This is a genomic window from Gimesia algae (genome assembly GCF_007746795.1).
In the GTDB taxonomy this organism is placed as follows: domain Bacteria; phylum Planctomycetota; class Planctomycetia; order Planctomycetales; family Planctomycetaceae; genus Gimesia; species Gimesia algae.
In genome coordinates, this window is sequence record NZ_CP036343.1 from 2,097,869 (window position 1) to 2,114,887 (window position 17,019).

Here is a 17,019-nt window from a genome sequence, read left to right on the forward strand (position 1 = left end):
AACCCAGAGCCAATAAACGCCGAACCAAAGTGCTGGCTTTGCTGAAGCAACCAAGATACCATTACCATCAACAAAGAAAAGCAACTGTATGAACGCAAACTCTTTCACAACAACAGGCAGTGCCATTCGTTCCTGACACCTTTTTTAATTCGAAGGTGTGAAGTGAAGTTCACGAACATTTCATCCCTGGCGCGCCAGGGATGACTTTAAGTTGGATCTCTAACATTCCAACTGGTACAAGGTTGGGGGCAAGGTCACAATGAAATTAAAGCACAAACCAAAGACTCTTGCCATTCTTTGTGTTTTATTCTCTTTGGTTTTACTCGTTTTCACTTTTAGCTCAAGCATGTTTTCCTACCTAAAGCGTGTCAGAGTTGTAGAAAATTTGACCTCACTTTATAGCATGGGAGCTGTTGAAGAAGAAGGATCTGATTCTTTACCCAGACATTATCTCGTTTATACTCCCAAAACTGGATTACTGAGTCGCCTAAAAATAATGTCACCCATCGGAATGGCTGATACCGTTTCACAGATATCATATGATATTGAGTCTTCAGAAAAAGCCCTTCCAGAGTCGATCGACACTTTTACTGAGGTACAATCTCTTACGCTAAGTAATATTAGCCTCACTTCAAGAGAGGCATTGATTATAGGAAAGTTAAATAATATTTCATCGATCACATTTTATAACTGTGATTTATCAATCCAATTTTGCAGCAACTTTCCAAGTAAGAATAAATTATCCGAAATTAGAATCTACGAATCAACAGCCAGTCCTAGTAGTATGTCCGCCTTATTACGTCGCACCCCTGATTTGAGCACTCTTTCCATTAGTAAGAATAATCAAACATCTGAATTACTAAAGAATGCTCAAGCGCTACCTCTTGAATCATTAAGTCTAAGACGATGCTCAATTGACCAAGAATCTCTATTGTTGATCAGTAAAATTCAAACACTCAAACACTTAGACTTAAGAGACAACAAGTTACCGACTCGCAGTTTCGAATTTCTAGCGACTCTTCCTAAAATATGGGGTATTGATATAAGGAAAACGACATTTTCTCCCAATGAATTAGCTGATCTTTCAACTTCAGAATCACTTACAGCGATTTGGATAAGCGGGCAAAAAATAACCACAAATGATTTGAATTCACTTTTTAAAATCAGAACCCTCCAACAGATAACTGCCGTACTTCCCACTAAAGAGCCTCATCCAAAATCTCACAAAGACGTAAAGGTTATTATTAGGAGATATGATTATGACACTGCTAATGAATAAAAAACGGACAAAATAAGGTGTCAGGAACCTTATATTGACAATTCAGCGAGAGTCCGCTAGTATTCTCTGATTATGGGACGACCAAAACGCGCTGCCCAGGCAGGATATATTTATCATGTGCTGAACCGAGCAAATGCCCGGATGACGATATTTGAGACGGACGAAGACTACGCCGCATTCGAGCGGATCTTGTCGGAAGCGGTCGAGCAGTTCCAAATGCGGCTGCTCAGTTATTGCTTGATGCCCAACCATTGGCATCTGGTCGTTTATCCGAGTGAAGACGGCCAGCTCTCCCGCTTCACAGGCTGGCTCACGTTGACTCATACTCAACGCTGGCACGCCCATCGCAAGAGCACCGGCTCCGGCCACGTTTACCAGGGACGGTTCAAATCATTCCCGATCCAGGAGGACGAGCACTTCTATACGGTGTGCCGTTATGTCGAACGAAATGCGTTAACGGCGAAACTGGTAAAGCGGGCTGAGGACTGGCGTTGGGGCAGCCTGTATCACTGGAATCAGGGAACAACCGAACCGCAGCCTCTGCTATCTCCCTGGCCACAGAGACGCAAACCGGGCTGGCTTGAACATGTTAACCAGTGTCTGACTGATCGCGAAGCACAGGCACTGACACGCAGTATCCAGCGCGGCGCCCCGTTTGGAGATAAAGAGTGGACCGAAAAAACAGTCCAACAACTAGACCTGGGAAGTACTTTAAAACCCCGAGGCAGGCCTCGAAAAGCAGATAAAGGTTCCTGACACCTTTTATCCTCACAAAAAAAGTCGCTGCGGAATTAATGAAACAATTCCCTGCGGAGAAATGAAATGGTAAAGATACAGAGCAGGATTAACGCGAAAAGTTTTCAAAGATGGCAAGAATACAGGATGAGTTCTTAGATAAGAGTGTGATAGACGGGTTCCCCCCCATTCTGAATCCTGTGGATGCGATAGCTCTCGTTCGAAGCTGTCGAACAAGAAAAGCGAAGGTTTTAGGAATCGATGGCTTTCATATTATTGACAGCAAAATGCAACCTGATATGGCAGAGAGTATCGATTATTCTACTAATCGAAAGATTGTAAGTGACTGCTGGACTGAGGCAGAGCATTTTCTACAAGCAAGAATCAAGAGCGAATTGGTTTTTGAAGTCGTTGTCGATGAGTAAAGGGGCTGCGTGGAGAAAAAGGTGCCAGGAACCTTATTTTTAAGGTTCCTGACACCTTTTATCCTCCCCTCCTTTTATCCTCCAGCAATTCATCGCCACTCAGCCGACAGACCATCATGAAAAAGTAATTGAAATGCGTTTACAGGGAAAAATCAGGGAATGGGATGATGAAAAGGGCTTTGGCTTTATCTCATCTCAAGACGACGGCAGTTCGGTTTTTGTGCACATCAGTGCCTTCCCCCGTACGGCACGACGGCCGCAGGCAGGTGATCCTGTTTCGTACGAAATGGCCCACGAGGAGAACGGGAAAGTCAGAGCAGAGAACGTCCGTTTTTCAGATCAGTCGGTTGGCAAACGTCTGCGCAGCGCGCCTGCGGTTTCATTTACGGTACTGTTTGTCATTTTTTTATTGGTCTCTGTCTATTTCCATCGCATCTCCTGGCTGGTACTGGCGGGATACTTCGTCGTGAGCTGTATCACCTTCATCGCCTACGCCTGGGATAAATCTGCGGCACAACGGGGAAAGTGGCGGACAGCAGAATCGACCTTACACGTCATGGCACTGCTGGGTGGCTGGCCCGGCGCGCTGGCAGCACAACGCCTGCTGCGACATAAATCCAGCAAGCAGAAATTCCTGGTTGTGTTCTGGCTGACCGTATTCCTGAATGTGGCAGCAGTCGGTTACTTCGTGTGGAGTGGAAATACAGATTTGATCAATCAACTAATCAATACGTTTTAGAAAAGAATAAATGAGTCGCTGCCCCCTTATATCTGCAAAGATATTGGTCAGATTGAAATCCGCTCGTTGACCCAGGTTCCGAAGTACATGAAACCGTGTCCGCCGTATGGTTTTGCCAGATTCGCGATGTCCACGGCATGTTGACGGTCGGCGACTTCCACAGACACGGCGCAATGTCCCTGCTTCAACTCTCGGATGCCGGTTTGGATGATGCTATCCTCGGAATCTGAGAAGAAGAACCGATGTTCCTGCATCCGTTCCAGGAGGTGAATGCCGTCTTCGCCATAAAGCCAGGTAACCTCCGTTTCGGAATAACCGGCAACCCGCAAAGTATCCGCAAATGATTCAAACTTAACTTTACCATTTAAAAAGCCGATCACCTTACCGGCGGGCCCAGTCAAAGTTTGTCCGTGGTCAACCATCGGTTCACGTGTCATGAGTCTGTTCCTGTTTTAGAAGGTTTCATCGACGGGCCGTTCAATGTCCATCGACTGATCGTGATCGCATTTAATCGTCAAGTCCCAGCGGGTGTGTGGAAATACTTGATCATCGACGAGCAGGAACTCCTGCCTGGCGATTTGGTGATATTCGGTTTCACTCCTTTGTCTACCTGCAGAGGATTGAATCCGTTACTGGCTCTTCTGGTTGCAGTAACACCGGGGATTCAAATCAATGTAAAGCAACTGCAATGCCAGACGATATTTTTCCCGCTGTTTTATGTAGAGCACAAAAGAAATATAAGAACCTCCAATGATCGAAATGCTCTGTCCGGCAGGCTGTTTCATTCTTTCCATTATCAACGCTCCACAACGCTATCAGTAACATGTGTAGGAGACTCTATTTCCATAAACAGATCGACTGTGAGTCGATGACGAATAGAATAAGGGCAGCGATGTTTTCCGCGCGAGAAAATAACCGTTTGACGTTCCCATAAGCGAAACAATGGCAGTCTGTTTGTCTCGCTGATCGCTGCGCCCTCACATTGATCGATGAACTGACGATGCGATAAATCACGGTTTCAGGTCTCTTATTTATTGAATCCAGATCCCTTTATGCACACCATTACAATTTCCACTTTACAATCCACTTCCTGTGAAACAAAATTGCACTAAACAGCTCAAAAGGATCAGCGACTTTTTTATTTCATGCCAGTTTCTGATAGACTTCATCCATGCCTGGAACCAAACGAATTTGTGCTGACGGGGAGGTGTTTCATGCCCTCAACCGGTCCGTTGCGCGGCTCACACTGTTTGAGAATCCCGATGACTACGCCGCATTCATGCCGGTCGTGGATGAGACGTGGCAGAAGATTCCCTTGACGATTTATGCCATGTCCATGATGCCCAATCGCAGGCACACGCATTACGAAACCGGCGGCAGCGGATTCCTCTACCAGGGACGCTTCAATTCGTTTCCAATTCAGACAGACGAACATCTGCTGACGGTCATCGGTTACGTCGAACGTAATCCCTTGCGGGCGAATCTCGTCAACAGAGCTGAGGAGTGGTTCTACGGGTCTGCCTGGTTAAGACATAAGAAGCAGACCACACCAGAGTGGTTGAAGACACCGAAAAAACCAACACTACCACGAAACTGGCGGTCACTGGTGAATAAACCACAGACCGACGCAGAACTAGAAGCCGTCAGAAAAAGCATCGTAGGCAGCACACCTTACGGCTCGGAGAAATCGATCAGCAATACGGCAGCACGGCTCTCTCTGGAAAGCACCACCCGCCCCCGCGGCAGACCCCGTGTAATCATAGAATCCTGACCACTTTAGCATACTCACAACATCTTACCAAGGTTAGAAAAAATGCGATTCATTTGTTTTTTCCAGGTGGTGGTACTTCTCGTTGTTTTCGGAACAAATTTCTCAACTTGTTGTGCGCAACAAGAAGATTTTTCCATTGGTAACATCAGAGCTCCCACATTGCATCTAGGCCAGGATACCAAAGCCATTAAATGGAAACGGAAAGTTGGCGATTATTGCTCTGATGTTTTGGTTGGTTCGAAACAAGTCATCATCTTTGGCAATAACACACTCCAACAACAAGTTCAAAATACGAAAGTACCAAACGGTACAGCCGTTGCCTGCTTTGATCGCAAGACTTCTCAACTGCAATGGATTTCCTCTTTCAAACGAGTAAAATTTTGGCCTTCCGATTTGCCGAATACATCGATTCGAACTTTCTCGCATTTAGACGACAAGCAATTGACGTTCATATCGAACAGGTCAACGTTAGTCTGTTTTGATGTCGTTGGTTTTAAAAACGGAGATGATGGAAAAATCATCGAAACTCGTAAACCAGATCCAACTAAAGGGGATCTACTTTGGGAAATTGATCTAAAAAATGAGCTTCATGTGGAAAGAAGAGAACTAATCGACACTGCGAGTCGAATCGGTGGAGTCATTTTACACGAAGGAATCTATTATGTCGTAACAGGTCATGGAGCTGATTACACGAGCGAGGGGACTCTCGCTCCCGTTTTCATGGCAGTAGATGCGAATAACGGAAATATTGTATGGTCGAAATCAGATCTCAAAATGGGAGCGGCATCTGGACATTTTGCTGCCCCCTCGATGATTAAACAGTTGCAGCGAACATTAGTGGTTTTTCCTGGAGGCGATTGTAGTGTCTATGCATACGACATTGATGGCATGAAACTGGCATGGAAACTGGACTGCAACAACAGAAATTCTACGGTTGAATTTAAGACTGGGAACCAATTACGCTTTTTTTCTCCGCCGACGATTTTGGGCAATACGATGTTGGTGACAACAGCTCAAAGCCCAGAATTAGGGGGCAATCAACATTCGGTCGCCGCTTACAGTTTAGGTGAAAATGGAGAACCGAAGCTGAAATGGCGTTGGGATCCATCGAGCTTTCAAGGGACCTACGCACCGATCGTGGTGAATGACCGTGTCGCTTTTGTGAAAGACGTTTCTGGTAGTCTGTTCGCAATCAACATTGACACCGGCAAAACGCTTTGGCACTTTGATTCTGAAGATGACCAATCATCGAGTTCGATACTTTCGAGCGTTGCGGTTCGTAGCCAGGACGAGAATCGCACTTTCATGCCTCTCAACGAAAGCCTCTACGTCATTTCGCAAGCAGGAACACCAAAATGTACGTTAGAGATTAATTTTCCCGGATCGTCGTCAGTACTAACAACGCCGCGGGTAGACAACGACGAACTGTTTGTTGTTGCCGGCGATGCACTTTACTGCTTGTCGATTTCAGAGTTATTGAAATACGAAACCCCAAAAAAGTAAAAACACTTGGGATAGTGGAGAAACTCAAATGGATCATAAAAGACGTGAAATTAACCAAGGCTGTGTGTGATACTGATTTTTTTCGATACCACGATTAACAGCCGGTTGATTAAAAGAGTTAGACTGTGTCCCGTTTTACTGTAGCGTCTCCAGGGCCATTTGGACCGAGTATCATAGATTGTGAGACGCTATGGTTAAATGTGATGCACTCTAGCGACCGGCGCCCCACCGAGGGTGTGCCAGTCGCTGCCCCCTTTATTCTTTCGATTTCGTCTTTTCATGCAATTCGCGCGCCACAGTCAGGTAGTAGTTGCGTGCGGTGGCGTTGACCATGTTGCGGGCGAGCTTTGTCAGCGCGTCGGCTTTGATCTGTTTCGCCGCCGGGTTGTTCTTGTCGAGTGCCAATAAATAGTCGGCAAGTTGCGCGGCCCACTGATTGTCGTCTGCGGCCAATGCGTCACGGGCCGACGCCAATAGCTTGTCTGTTCCTCCGGCCAACTTTGCGACACGCTCTGCTTCTGATTGCGGCGAGAGTCGAAACAGGTTGGAGGGGTTGCCGTCGAACCAGCCCAGGTATCCATTGAAAACACTGCGGACGCCCCATTCTGGATGACCGTAAAAGGGCTGTAAATAGTCTTTACTGGCAAGCTTTTCGGGAAGCTGCACGTATTCAACCAGCTCGTCGGGCGTCATTCCCTTGTTCATTCCTTCCACGGTTTTGTCGTGAATGAATTGAACGGCATCGCGGTAGTCGTTGAGCACCTGTTTAACCTTGTCGGCTCCGAGTATCGGATTGGTGTGACCACCCACGAGGGCAGCAGCAGCAGCGTTGTCAGCGAGTTTACCCAGGCTCTCCGCCCACAGGCGCACACTGCGATTGGGAGTCCCTCGAATCGCGTACAAATTGGGAAACGAACGGTAAAAGTTATCTCCGGCGAACAGCACTTTCCCAGTGGGATCCCAGACAAACAGTTGATCGTTTGTCTCACCAGGTGATGAGACGAGTTCCAGTTCCACCCCGGCGACTTTAATTGTTGTCCGATCACCTTCAAGGAAGTGCGTCGGTTTGGTCGCATCACCCGAGGCGAACGCCTGGCCGCCCCGTTTGGGATAACGGACCGGCGCGACTCCGTTGTTAATTCGTTGATCAGGCGGCAATTTGAACCCGGCCTGTCTTGCACCACGGAGACTTTGAAAAGTGACGCCACCAGCGATCAGTGGACCCGCTTCGCTGCCAAAGTTTTTGTGAGCCCAGATCTGTGGACGTTCGTTTCCGATGAATGCTGCCGCCCCGCCGGTGTGATCGCCGTGCGAGTGTGTAAAGATAATCGCCTTGACGGGCTTATCGGTCAGCTTGCGGAACTCTACCATAATGCGGTTGGCGTCACCGACCATCATGCCCGTGTCAATAATGATGACGCCGTCATCGCCGACAATCATCGAAACGTTGGAGACACTGAAACCGACCGCCGTGTAAATATTGTCGGCTACTTTGATGACCTGCTCATCAAATTGCTTTGACTGCTCAGTCAGTTTTTGAGTCGCCGCGTTGTCTTGAGCGAATAGCTGGGCCGTCATGAGTAAAAATACAATCGGAAAGTACCATTGCCTCATTATGTATTCCTTTGAGTAAAGTGAGAGATCGTATGCGGGGTAAATCGCGAGAATCCGGGAACATCTCCGGTTTCCGCTGACCTCAACGACAAACAGGATCATGTTTCGTGATCGAATCGTTTCCATTTCGTGCGCCGAGATAGACAGGACTTGTCACAGCACATGTTATGTGTATAATACACGCATCAACAAGAACGTCAACCCCGTGTAGAGTTTTGCACGAAATATTACTCTTTGCCCCTATATTGAGAACACATATGAAGCAGCAGGAACGCCCTGGATTTTTGATCAGCCGTCTGGCCTATCTGTTTCGTCTGCGAATCGAAGCTTTGCTGGCGGAAAACGATTGTGAACTTTCAGCGGAAGAATCAGCTCTGTTGATGGTGCTGGTTGAGTCTGGACAGCCACTACGGCGCGGAGAATTCGCAGAAATCATGCTGCGCGACAAGACCACAATCACACGTCAGCTGGACGGATTGGTTGCAAAAGGGCTTGTACAACGAAAGCAGGATCCAAGTGACGGTCGCGCGTTTTTGATCTACCCGACCTCCAAAGGGACGCGGCAGATTAATAAGATCCTGCCCGCTGCCAAGGCGTTACGGGATAGTTTGAAGCAGGGATTGACGGCGGAAGAATGGGAGATCGGCATGAAAGCCATGCGTCAGATGAAAGATAATTTGATAGCGATGGATTCAAAAAAAGTGACACCAACGCCGCAGCGCGTGCGTCAACCGGAACATACTGACAAATCAACTTCGTAAACTTGACGCGCAGAGAACTGCATCGTCTATGCAGGAACTCCCCGCCAGTCGATTACGAATTGAATAAGAAAGAGCAGTTGCTGGCGGAGTAATCTGCCAGCTGAATAACAGACCACAGTAACGATTTGATTTTGGAGCAGCCACCAGTTGCTATAGGAACGAAAGGCAGACAGATCCATGAGCGAACCCACTCCACGTGCAAAACACGTTCGACATCCAAAACTTGCGACCCCCGCGCGGTTCCTGTTCGCCTTATTCCTGGTGTCGACAGGCCTGATGACGATGATGTTCGGCGTTCAGGGCTACCCACTCCCTGATGATCCATCACCATTCAGCGATTTCATGAAAGCACTGGACGACACCGGCTACATCATCTTCTGGGTGGGACTGGTCAAGTTCATTGCCGGCAGTCTGTTGTTCGCCCGTCGTACAACACCGTTAGCGTTGCTGATCGCCCTGCCCTATACCGTCAACATCCTGCTGTACTGCATTTTTATCGCCAACCAGTACCTGCTGCTGGGGATTCCCGACTTTCTTTGCAACGCGTTTCTCATCTACGCATGGTTCGACTGGTACAAAGGCTGCTTTGAAGATTGACGCCTGGCAGTCTGCATTTTAGCCTCTCGAAGGAATACCACTGGGAACAGATGATTTCTGCCCTTTTTCTTTTACTCTTTAGCGTTTGAGATCTTCTGGAATTTCATATTGGCCGACCTTGGAATCATGCTTTCGCAGGGCATCCATAATCGCCTTGTAGATATAGGGATTATTTTCCAGCGCCCGCGCATTATCTTCCGTCCATGTTTCATATTTCAAATCCTTGAACGCGACATCGTCCAACTTGCCGAGTTCGACAAGGATGTCTCGCATGACTTCCCCCCCTTGAAGAAAACGGTCCCTGAGGACGAGTGTCCCGTCCGCGTAGCGCAGCGTTGACAGTTTTTTCCCGAGCATTTTTCCAGTGAGAAAACCATCACGGTCTGTATGAGCGGCAATCGGGTTCCACAAAACATGCTCGGACTCAGACTTCATTTTAGCCAGTCGCTGGAGGTGCAGAGGTATTTGCGGCCATGGCCCCCGGGGAGAGTATTTGACATCTCCCAGCCCGTCCTTTCCAGTTCCATGTTCCGACCAGCGCGCCATCCCCTCAAGATACCAGGCGTTCTTGAAATACGTTGTGCCATATTGAATGAGGTGGAATGTTTCATGGGTGGGAGTGACGTTTTTAGTAGGGTCGAGCTGGCTGGAGATCGACATCACGATAGCGCGGTCTGTTGGTTTGCCCTCGGGAATTTTCCGGGCCCGTTGCGCACGTGAAAATGCCACTCCGTTGAGGCCTGACATCTCCTTACGGTCACGGATGCTGACCTGAATGCAATTGACTCCCTTGTAGCGCTCGCTCTCAAATGGATCTGGAAATTTCAGGACATGGCAGAACAGTTGATGTGCGGCCCAGACCTGTTTCGCCACGTTTTCAACCTGATCCGATACACCGTTTTTATCAATGTCGACAGGCGAGACTGCGCCGGGCCCCTCCTTGACGTAGAAGACCCGGATGTCGTCATAGACGTAATGTTCCTTCAGATCAGTCTTCTGTGGCTGCTGGGCAGATGTGATCGCAGTAGAAGTAAACGCACCCAGAAGAATAGTGAGTGCAATCATACGACTGTGTGTGTGACTACGATTGTGTCTCATCGGAGCAGACCTTTCGGTAAACGACCAGACTGGCCGAGTTGGCGGACCAACAGAGTCTCCACTGACGCACTAAGAGGTGTTATCAAAAATATAATGTAATCGAAAAAATGATGTTGTCAAACAGAATCGCTCGGTTGACTCATCAACTGATCACGCATGCGTCCGGCGAATTGTGCTGGAGATCAACAAGCCTTCTTCCAGTTCGATGGGATTGAGGCTGATTTCCGCCGGGAATTCGGAACCGTCTTTGTGCAGACCAGACAGGTTCAGCTTGGCATCGAGAGGACGAAAACTGGGGGAGTTTGCATAACGCTCAAATTTTTCAGGGTGTCCTTCCCGAAAACGCGGGGGGATGAGAACTTCAATTTCCTGACCAAGCAATTCCTGGCGCTGGTAACCGAAGAGCCGCTCGGCCTGGAAGTTGACGAATTCGATTTGACGCTGTCGGTTCACAACCACCATCGCATCTGGAGCCGAATCCAGCAACGCTTGAATTTTGTTCTGCTCTTTCATCCGTAGTGTCGTATCACGGACTGCGCATGAGACAAGCAGGCCCTGTTCCGTCTTGACGGGACTCAGACTGATTTCGACCGGGAAGATTGCCCCATCCTTCCGCTCTGCAAACAAATTTAAACCAGAAGCCATCGGCCGGGCACTCGCCTGTTGAATGAAGCTTGCCACTTTTTGCGGATGTTCTGCACGAAACTGTTTCGGGACAAGGTACTCAATTTGGTTGCCCAGTAATTCGGACCGATCGTATCCAAACAGTTTCTCTAACTGTGCGTTCACAAGCACGATCGTTCCCGACTCATTCACCACCACCATGGCATCCGGGGCAGATTCCAGTAGATCATGAAAGGTCTGTTCTGTGCGTTTGCGTTCGGTGATGTCTCGCCCGACGAGATAAATCGATGATTCTCCTGGGATCAATTTAGCATTCCACAGAATCCAGATTGAATTGTGGCTGCCCTCCTTGTGCCGACATTTGTATTCGATTTCGGTCAATGATTCTCCTGAAAGGATACGCTCATGATTTTTCTTAGCTCTCGGATGTTCCGAGGGTTCGATCAACTCCCAAACGGACTTACCCTGAAGTTCCTCAGTGGTCCAGCCCAGAACAGACTCCCACGCAGGATTGGTCAAGGCCAACCGCCCGCCCGCATCCAGGATGGCGAGCAGATCAAGAGACAGGTTGAAGAAACGCTCGCGTTCCTGTTCGGTGCGTTTACGTTCTGCCCGCTCGGCAATCCAGGATTGAATTTCATCCCCAATCTCAATGGCGGACTGTTGCCGATCTTCGCGTTTTTTGGACAACCCGCGCATGCAGATCTGTTCGAGTTCACGCGGCAAGCCATCAACCGACTCCGAAGGGGGCTGCGGTTGATCGTGGATGACGCTCTCCAGGACTGCGATGATGCTGGTTCCCATAAACGGGGGTTGCCCGACAAGAATCTCATACAATATCGCAGCGAGCCCGTAGACATCACTACGTAGATCAACCATCGCGATTTCACCCCGCGCCTGTTCGGGCGACATATAAGCAGGGGTCCCCAGTTTTTCTCCCTGCATGGTATGTGAGGATGTGACACTGTCATCAGGATTACTGATGACGGTCGCGTCGAATTCTGAGACAACAGTTTCGTTAACCGGTTCAACTTCTTCAAGATGTTTGGCCAGGCCCCAGTCGAGTACCGCGACCTCTCCAAAATCGCCGACAATCACGTTTTCCGTTTTTAAATCACGATGAATAATCTGTTTGGAGTGGGCATAGGCGATGGTATTACAGATGCTGACAAATTGATTGAGTAAATGCACTAACCGACTGGTCACCCCGGTCTGATTCTCCTTGATTCGCCATTCATGATAATTTCGGATCTCTTCGGAGAAGGTCCGCCCGCGTACGAACTTCATGGTATAATAGCTGCGTTTGCCATCGTCGACATAGTCATAGACGGGAACAGTGCCTGGATGAGTCAGTTGTGCCGTGATCCGCGCTTCACGAAAGAATCGCTGACGGTTCATTTCGGAGTGAGCCTGATCTGCTTTCAGTTCTTTCAAGGCAATTTCGCGATCGAGCACTTTATCATGCGCAAGCCAGACGTGACCGATCCCGCCAGACGAATGTAAACCACGCCGCGTAATCCGATCTTCAGAAATGTCGGTTGGTGATATCTGAACAGCTGAGGTGAAACGTGGTCCTTGCGATACCCCACTGAGGGTAGTCTGAATCTCTTCGTCCCCCAGACTTTCCAAAGCCGATTTCAGACCTTCCGGCATACTCGACAGCGATTTTCTGACGTCACCGCCGGTTTTTTCAAGTCGTCGTTTGAGCAGATACTCGACGTGATCCCGGTCATCCTCGATGAGCCAGCCCTGCTCCACGAGAATGTCAGCCAGAGAGGACTCTTTTCGTGATCCCCAGAGCGTGCACGCATCGACAAACTGCCGCATGCTGATCAGATCGCTCTGCATGGCAATCAAACCGAAAAGTAAATTATGATCTGTCATCTTTGCAGCCTAAGTGTGTCAGGAGGGGATGAAAGTTGTCAGAGAGCCTTCATTGTAGCGTCCTGTCCCCTCTGACTCACCTGGGTGAGCATCCATATATTACTGCATCCAGATCAAAAATGGCCTGGCACTTTCCTAAGCTCGGCAGGATTTTCCTTGAATGGGAATACTACGCCGTCCCGTTCAAGGCACGTTCGGCATTGTGATAGAATATGTCCTGAAGTGTCGCTTCGTCTTTCACCATCCGCAGTAGAAACTGCTGCAGACGTGTGCTGTAACACACTCCGTTAAAGTTGCCGCCGCGACCGTCAGAACAGGGACAGTCGCTGCCAAACAGCAACTGTTTGGGGTGCCGTTCCAGAAAGCCAGCTGTAAAATCTTCATCGCGGGAGAGCGCAGTGAACCCGCTGCCCGCTGACATGTCCGCATACAGATTGGGATACTCCCCCAGCAGATGGTCCAGCAGACCGCCGGGCTTGACGGGGCCTCGTGGATAAAGCGTTTTGTCAGGCGATGGTACATCGGCACTGATGTGGGACCAGAAGGACTGCGCATGTCCAATGATCCGCACCCGCTGATATTTTTTCAGATAGGTTTCCAGATGTTTTTCGATTCCCTGGTTGAAGCCGTTTTTATCGTCCTGGAAATGAACAGTGATCGGCCAGTTCAGCTCGTCGCACTCCGCAATCACGGCTTCCACACGACGGTCATTTAAAGGCAGATGTTCTTTCTGCTCTCCAATTCCCCGACAACCCAGCAGATGATACGCGCGAATCCGCTCAATCACCTCAGCCTGGCGGATGTCCGTCTGACAAAAGGGAATCAGACGATCCGGGTATTTATGGAAGGCATGCAGGACGGTCTCCGTACGCAGCAGCACGCCTCCCTCGCCCGTCTCCAGAGGCAGAATGAACGCCTTGGCCGTGCCGGTCGCGTCCATATGCTTAATCGTATCTTCAATCGATCTGTCTTTATGATTGATATGCAGGTGGCAGTCCAGCTTTTTATATTGATTCGCGTCTCGCACTGGTTCTGCCGCCTCATTTGATTTGAATGCGGCACTGTAGCAGGCCGCTCCTGTCGCAAGCAGAAATCCGCGTCTCGATAAATTCTGGTTACTCATTCCAAGCCCTTTTTATTCTGGTTGTCGCTGCGCTGGCACGAAGTCTTGTAACGTCGTCTGCTTCATTTCCCCGACTTCAGAGCTCTGCAGTCGACAGCATGTGAAGGTCTGATAAATTGTAAGCTCTGCGCCTTACCAGATCCAGAATCTTAATCCGAATCCAGATTTTTCATCAGCAGGACCGTATCCGTCGAATCCGAATCCTCTTTGATAAAGCCGCGGTTCCGAAATAATTCCAGCATGCGACGGTTCTCCGGAGCCGTTTCGGCAACCATGCGTTTCACTCCCCAGGTACGACAAACTTCCAGACAGTAATCGGTCAACATCGAGCCCAGCCCCAGTCCCTGCCAGTGATCTCCGACCAGCACTGCGTACTCCGCTTCCCGATGATCTGCGTCGGCCACCATGCGTCCCACGCCAATTAACTGTCCGCTGGGATCTTCCACTCTCTCGGCGACAATCGCAATTTCGCGGTCGTAATCAATAAAACAGAATCGGGTTGCCATATCATGTGTTGTGCTTTGAAAAGTAAACCGGAACCGTGCTCGAATGGATTCAGGGGAACAGCCTCGTAGAAGTTCATGCCATTTATCCTCGTCCTCGGGTTGAATCGGCCGCAATCGCACCCGGGTACCATCCTTGAGCGTAATTGTTTTCGTAAATTCTTCCGGATAAGGTCGGATTGCCAGATGCGAATAAGGGCAAGACGAATTCACACTCAGTCCGCGATCAACAACAATCCGTGCGTCAAGTGCCATCGCACCCTCGGGGGTCACCATCAGAGGATTGATATCCAGTTCCACGATTTCCGGTAAATCCGCAACGAAGTAGGACAGTCGGATTAACACCTGGATCAACTGATCCAGGTTCACAGCAGGACGACCACGATAACCATTCAATAAAGGCCAGGAACGCAGCGACTCCAGCGCGTGTCGCGCCAGTCGTTCATTCAAGGGAGGCAGTTCCAACGCACGATCCTGATACAATTCGGCAGAGGTTCCCCCTGCCCCGACCAGCAGGACCATTCCAAATACAGGGTCCCGTTTAACTCCCAAAATCAGCTCATGCCCTTCCGGCTCGGAAACCATCCTTTGGACAGTCACTCCCTCCGCATTCGCATCCGGTCGTGCTTCTTTCACGCGCTGCATGATGCGATTATAGGCTTCACTTATTTCACGATCATCGTACAGATCCAGTTCGACTCCCCCCACATCCGTTTTGTGGGTAATCTGTTCGGAGAATACTTTGAGTACAACCGGCAGGCCCATTTTTTGTGACAGATCCACAGCTTCTGCGGCACTGCGGGCCAGGACTGTTGGGTTCACCGGGATCCCATAGGCTTCGAGGAGTGATTTTGAAGTACACTCAGAGAGGATCTCGTGTCCTTCCTGCAACGCGGCGTCAGCCAACTCCCGCAGACGCTGGCGATCCAGCGAATACTGGACTGGCATCGCCCGCGGAGTTTCATAGAGGAACTCACGATTCCGGGCATAGGTCACCAGATACATAAATGCCCGCACTGCCTGCTCGGGAGTGTTGTAGGTGGGAATGCCGGCGGCAGTCATTCGTGTTATTCCTTCCTGAACTTTCCCACCTCCCATCCAGGAAGTGAGCACTGGTTTCGATGTTGACTTCGCAGCTTTGATGACCACATCGGCGGCTCCTGCCGGATCAGTCATCGCCTGAGGAGACAGTACAACCAGTACCCCATCCACCTGTGAATCAGTGAGTACGATTTCCAGCGCGTTGCCAAATCGTTCCGGCAGCGCATCTCCCAGAATATCCAGCGGATTCCCATGAGACCAGGCAGGTGGTAATACCGTATTGAGCCGTTCAATGGTTGCTTCTGAAAGCGTTGCCAAAACCCCATCTCGCTCCAGCAGCGCATCGGTGGCCATGACACCAGGACCGCCGGCATTGGTGACAATCGCCAGTCGTTCGCCCCGTGGAGGTCGTTGTCGCGCGAGTAATTCGGCACAGTCAAACAGGTCATCGAGTTCAAAAACACGTACGATCCCGGCACGAGCAAATGCCGCTTCATAAACAGCATCCACGCCTGCCATCGCGCCCGTATGTGATGACGCTGCCTTGGCAGACTGCTGAAAACGCCCCGCTTTGTACGCAATAATCGGTTTGTGTTTAGTAAACGCCCGCGCCGCCGACATGAACTGACGTGCTTCGGTAATCGACTCAACATACAGGATGATTGACTTCGTTAGCGGATCCAGCGCAAAGTAGTCGATCAAGTCAGCGATACCGACGTCCAGCATATTCCCCACGGAGACGAAATGCGAAAAACCAACCTTTTCCTGCAACGCCCAATCCAGGACCGCAGTGCACAGCGCTCCTGACTGTGAGATGAAGGCAATATTTCCGGTGAGGGGCATGTCTGTGGCAAAACTGGCATTTAGATTGAAGTAGGGAGCCATGATTCCCAGGCAGTTCGGACCAATAATTCGCATCCCTGAGAACTGTCTGGCGATACTCAAGACCTGCTGTTCCAGCTGGCTGCCTGCGGCACCTGTTTCACGAAAACCGGCCGACAGAATCACAATCCCCCGGATTCCTGCAGTCCCACACTGCTGTATCACTTCGGGAATCGTTTGTGCTGGAGTACAGATCACAGCCAGATCGACGGGTTCAGGCAGTTCCAACACAGATTGATAACAGGGAGACTCGCCGAACCGGGTATGCCGGGGATTGACAGGATAGATTTCTCCGGCAAATCCGCCTGTCATCAGGTTCTGAAATACAGTCTGTCCGACACTCAGTGAACGTTGACTGGCTCCCACGACGGCAATCCGACGGGGACGAAATATCTTATCAAGGTTCCGAATGGGCATGGAAAATTATCTCTGCTGTTTTC

General features: G+C 49.6%; 15 protein-coding genes. 8 read left to right on the forward strand and 7 right to left on the reverse strand.

All coding sequences use genetic code 11. The features are described from left to right. Positions 1–259 precede the first annotated feature (259 nt). The 4 genes from Pan161_RS07590 (at position 260) to Pan161_RS31280 (ending at position 3,178) form a co-directional block, all read left to right on the forward strand. Complete coding sequence (locus Pan161_RS07590; protein ID WP_145225554.1) at positions 260–1,279, forward strand: leucine-rich repeat domain-containing protein; 1,020 nt, start codon at positions 260–262, stop codon at positions 1,277–1,279. Between the two features lie 72 nt (positions 1,280–1,351). Then, entirely contained in the window at positions 1,352–2,035 is a 684-nt protein-coding gene (locus Pan161_RS07595; RefSeq protein WP_145225556.1) for a transposase, read from the forward strand. A 110-nt stretch (positions 2,036–2,145) separates the two neighbouring features. Then, entirely contained in the window at positions 2,146–2,439 is a 294-nt protein-coding gene (locus tag Pan161_RS07600; protein WP_145225559.1) for a hypothetical protein, read from the forward strand. A 133-nt stretch (positions 2,440–2,572) separates the two neighbouring features. After that, positions 2,573–3,178 (forward strand): DUF1294 domain-containing protein, encoded by a 606-nt coding sequence (locus tag Pan161_RS31280; RefSeq protein WP_145225561.1) that lies wholly within the window; start codon positions 2,573–2,575, stop codon positions 3,176–3,178. Between the two features lie 47 nt (positions 3,179–3,225). On the opposite strand, the gene Pan161_RS07610 is transcribed toward Pan161_RS31280, so the two are convergent. Beyond that, entirely contained in the window at positions 3,226–3,615 is a 390-nt protein-coding gene (locus Pan161_RS07610) for a hypothetical protein (RefSeq protein ID WP_145225563.1), read from the reverse strand. 192 nt (positions 3,616–3,807) lie between these two features. Continuing rightward, entirely contained in the window at positions 3,808–3,972 is a 165-nt protein-coding gene (locus Pan161_RS30465; protein WP_197995752.1) for a hypothetical protein, read from the reverse strand. Positions 3,973–4,349: 377 nt separating this feature from the next. Between Pan161_RS30465 and Pan161_RS07615 the strand changes: the two genes are divergently transcribed. Continuing rightward, a complete protein-coding gene (locus Pan161_RS07615; RefSeq protein ID WP_145225565.1) occupies positions 4,350–4,949 on the forward strand; it encodes a hypothetical protein in 600 nt (199 codons plus the stop codon). 42 nt (positions 4,950–4,991) lie between these two features. Then, the gene (locus Pan161_RS07620; protein WP_145225567.1) at positions 4,992–6,452 is read left to right on the forward strand and encodes an outer membrane protein assembly factor BamB family protein; all 1,461 of its coding nucleotides are present in this window, start codon (positions 4,992–4,994) and stop codon (positions 6,450–6,452) included. A 255-nt stretch (positions 6,453–6,707) separates the two neighbouring features. On the opposite strand, the gene Pan161_RS07625 is transcribed toward Pan161_RS07620, so the two are convergent. Then, complete coding sequence (locus Pan161_RS07625; protein ID WP_145225569.1) at positions 6,708–8,066, reverse strand: alkyl/aryl-sulfatase; 1,359 nt, start codon at positions 8,064–8,066, stop codon at positions 6,708–6,710. 257 nt (positions 8,067–8,323) lie between these two features. On the opposite strand from Pan161_RS07625, the gene Pan161_RS07630 reads away from it, so the two are divergent. Together Pan161_RS07630 and Pan161_RS07635 are read left to right on the forward strand one after the other, a co-directional pair. Next, positions 8,324–8,827: a MarR family winged helix-turn-helix transcriptional regulator gene (locus Pan161_RS07630; protein WP_197995753.1), complete on the forward strand. Its 504-nt coding sequence runs from the start codon at positions 8,324–8,326 to the stop codon at positions 8,825–8,827. Between the two features lie 177 nt (positions 8,828–9,004). Further along, positions 9,005–9,424, forward strand: coding sequence for a hypothetical protein (locus tag Pan161_RS07635; RefSeq protein ID WP_145225573.1), 420 nt, complete (start codon positions 9,005–9,007; stop codon positions 9,422–9,424). Between the two features lie 78 nt (positions 9,425–9,502). On the opposite strand, the gene Pan161_RS07640 is transcribed toward Pan161_RS07635, so the two are convergent. The 4 genes from Pan161_RS07640 to Pan161_RS07655 all read right to left on the reverse strand — a co-directional run bounded on the left by Pan161_RS07640 (position 9,503) and on the right by Pan161_RS07655 (position 16,996). Continuing rightward, positions 9,503–10,522, reverse strand: coding sequence for a hypothetical protein (locus Pan161_RS07640; RefSeq protein WP_145225575.1), 1,020 nt, complete (start codon positions 10,520–10,522; stop codon positions 9,503–9,505). 150 nt (positions 10,523–10,672) lie between these two features. After that, a complete protein-coding gene (locus tag Pan161_RS07645) occupies positions 10,673–13,030 on the reverse strand; it encodes a PAS domain S-box protein (RefSeq protein WP_145225577.1) in 2,358 nt (785 codons plus the stop codon). A 169-nt stretch (positions 13,031–13,199) separates the two neighbouring features. Next, complete coding sequence (locus Pan161_RS07650) at positions 13,200–14,153, reverse strand: amidohydrolase family protein (protein ID WP_197995754.1); 954 nt, start codon at positions 14,151–14,153, stop codon at positions 13,200–13,202. Positions 14,154–14,302: 149 nt separating this feature from the next. Beyond that, on the reverse strand, positions 14,303–16,996 hold the full coding sequence (locus Pan161_RS07655) for a bifunctional acetate--CoA ligase family protein/GNAT family N-acetyltransferase (RefSeq protein WP_145225579.1): 2,694 nt from the start codon (positions 16,994–16,996) through the stop codon (positions 14,303–14,305). Positions 16,997–17,019 lie beyond the last annotated feature (23 nt).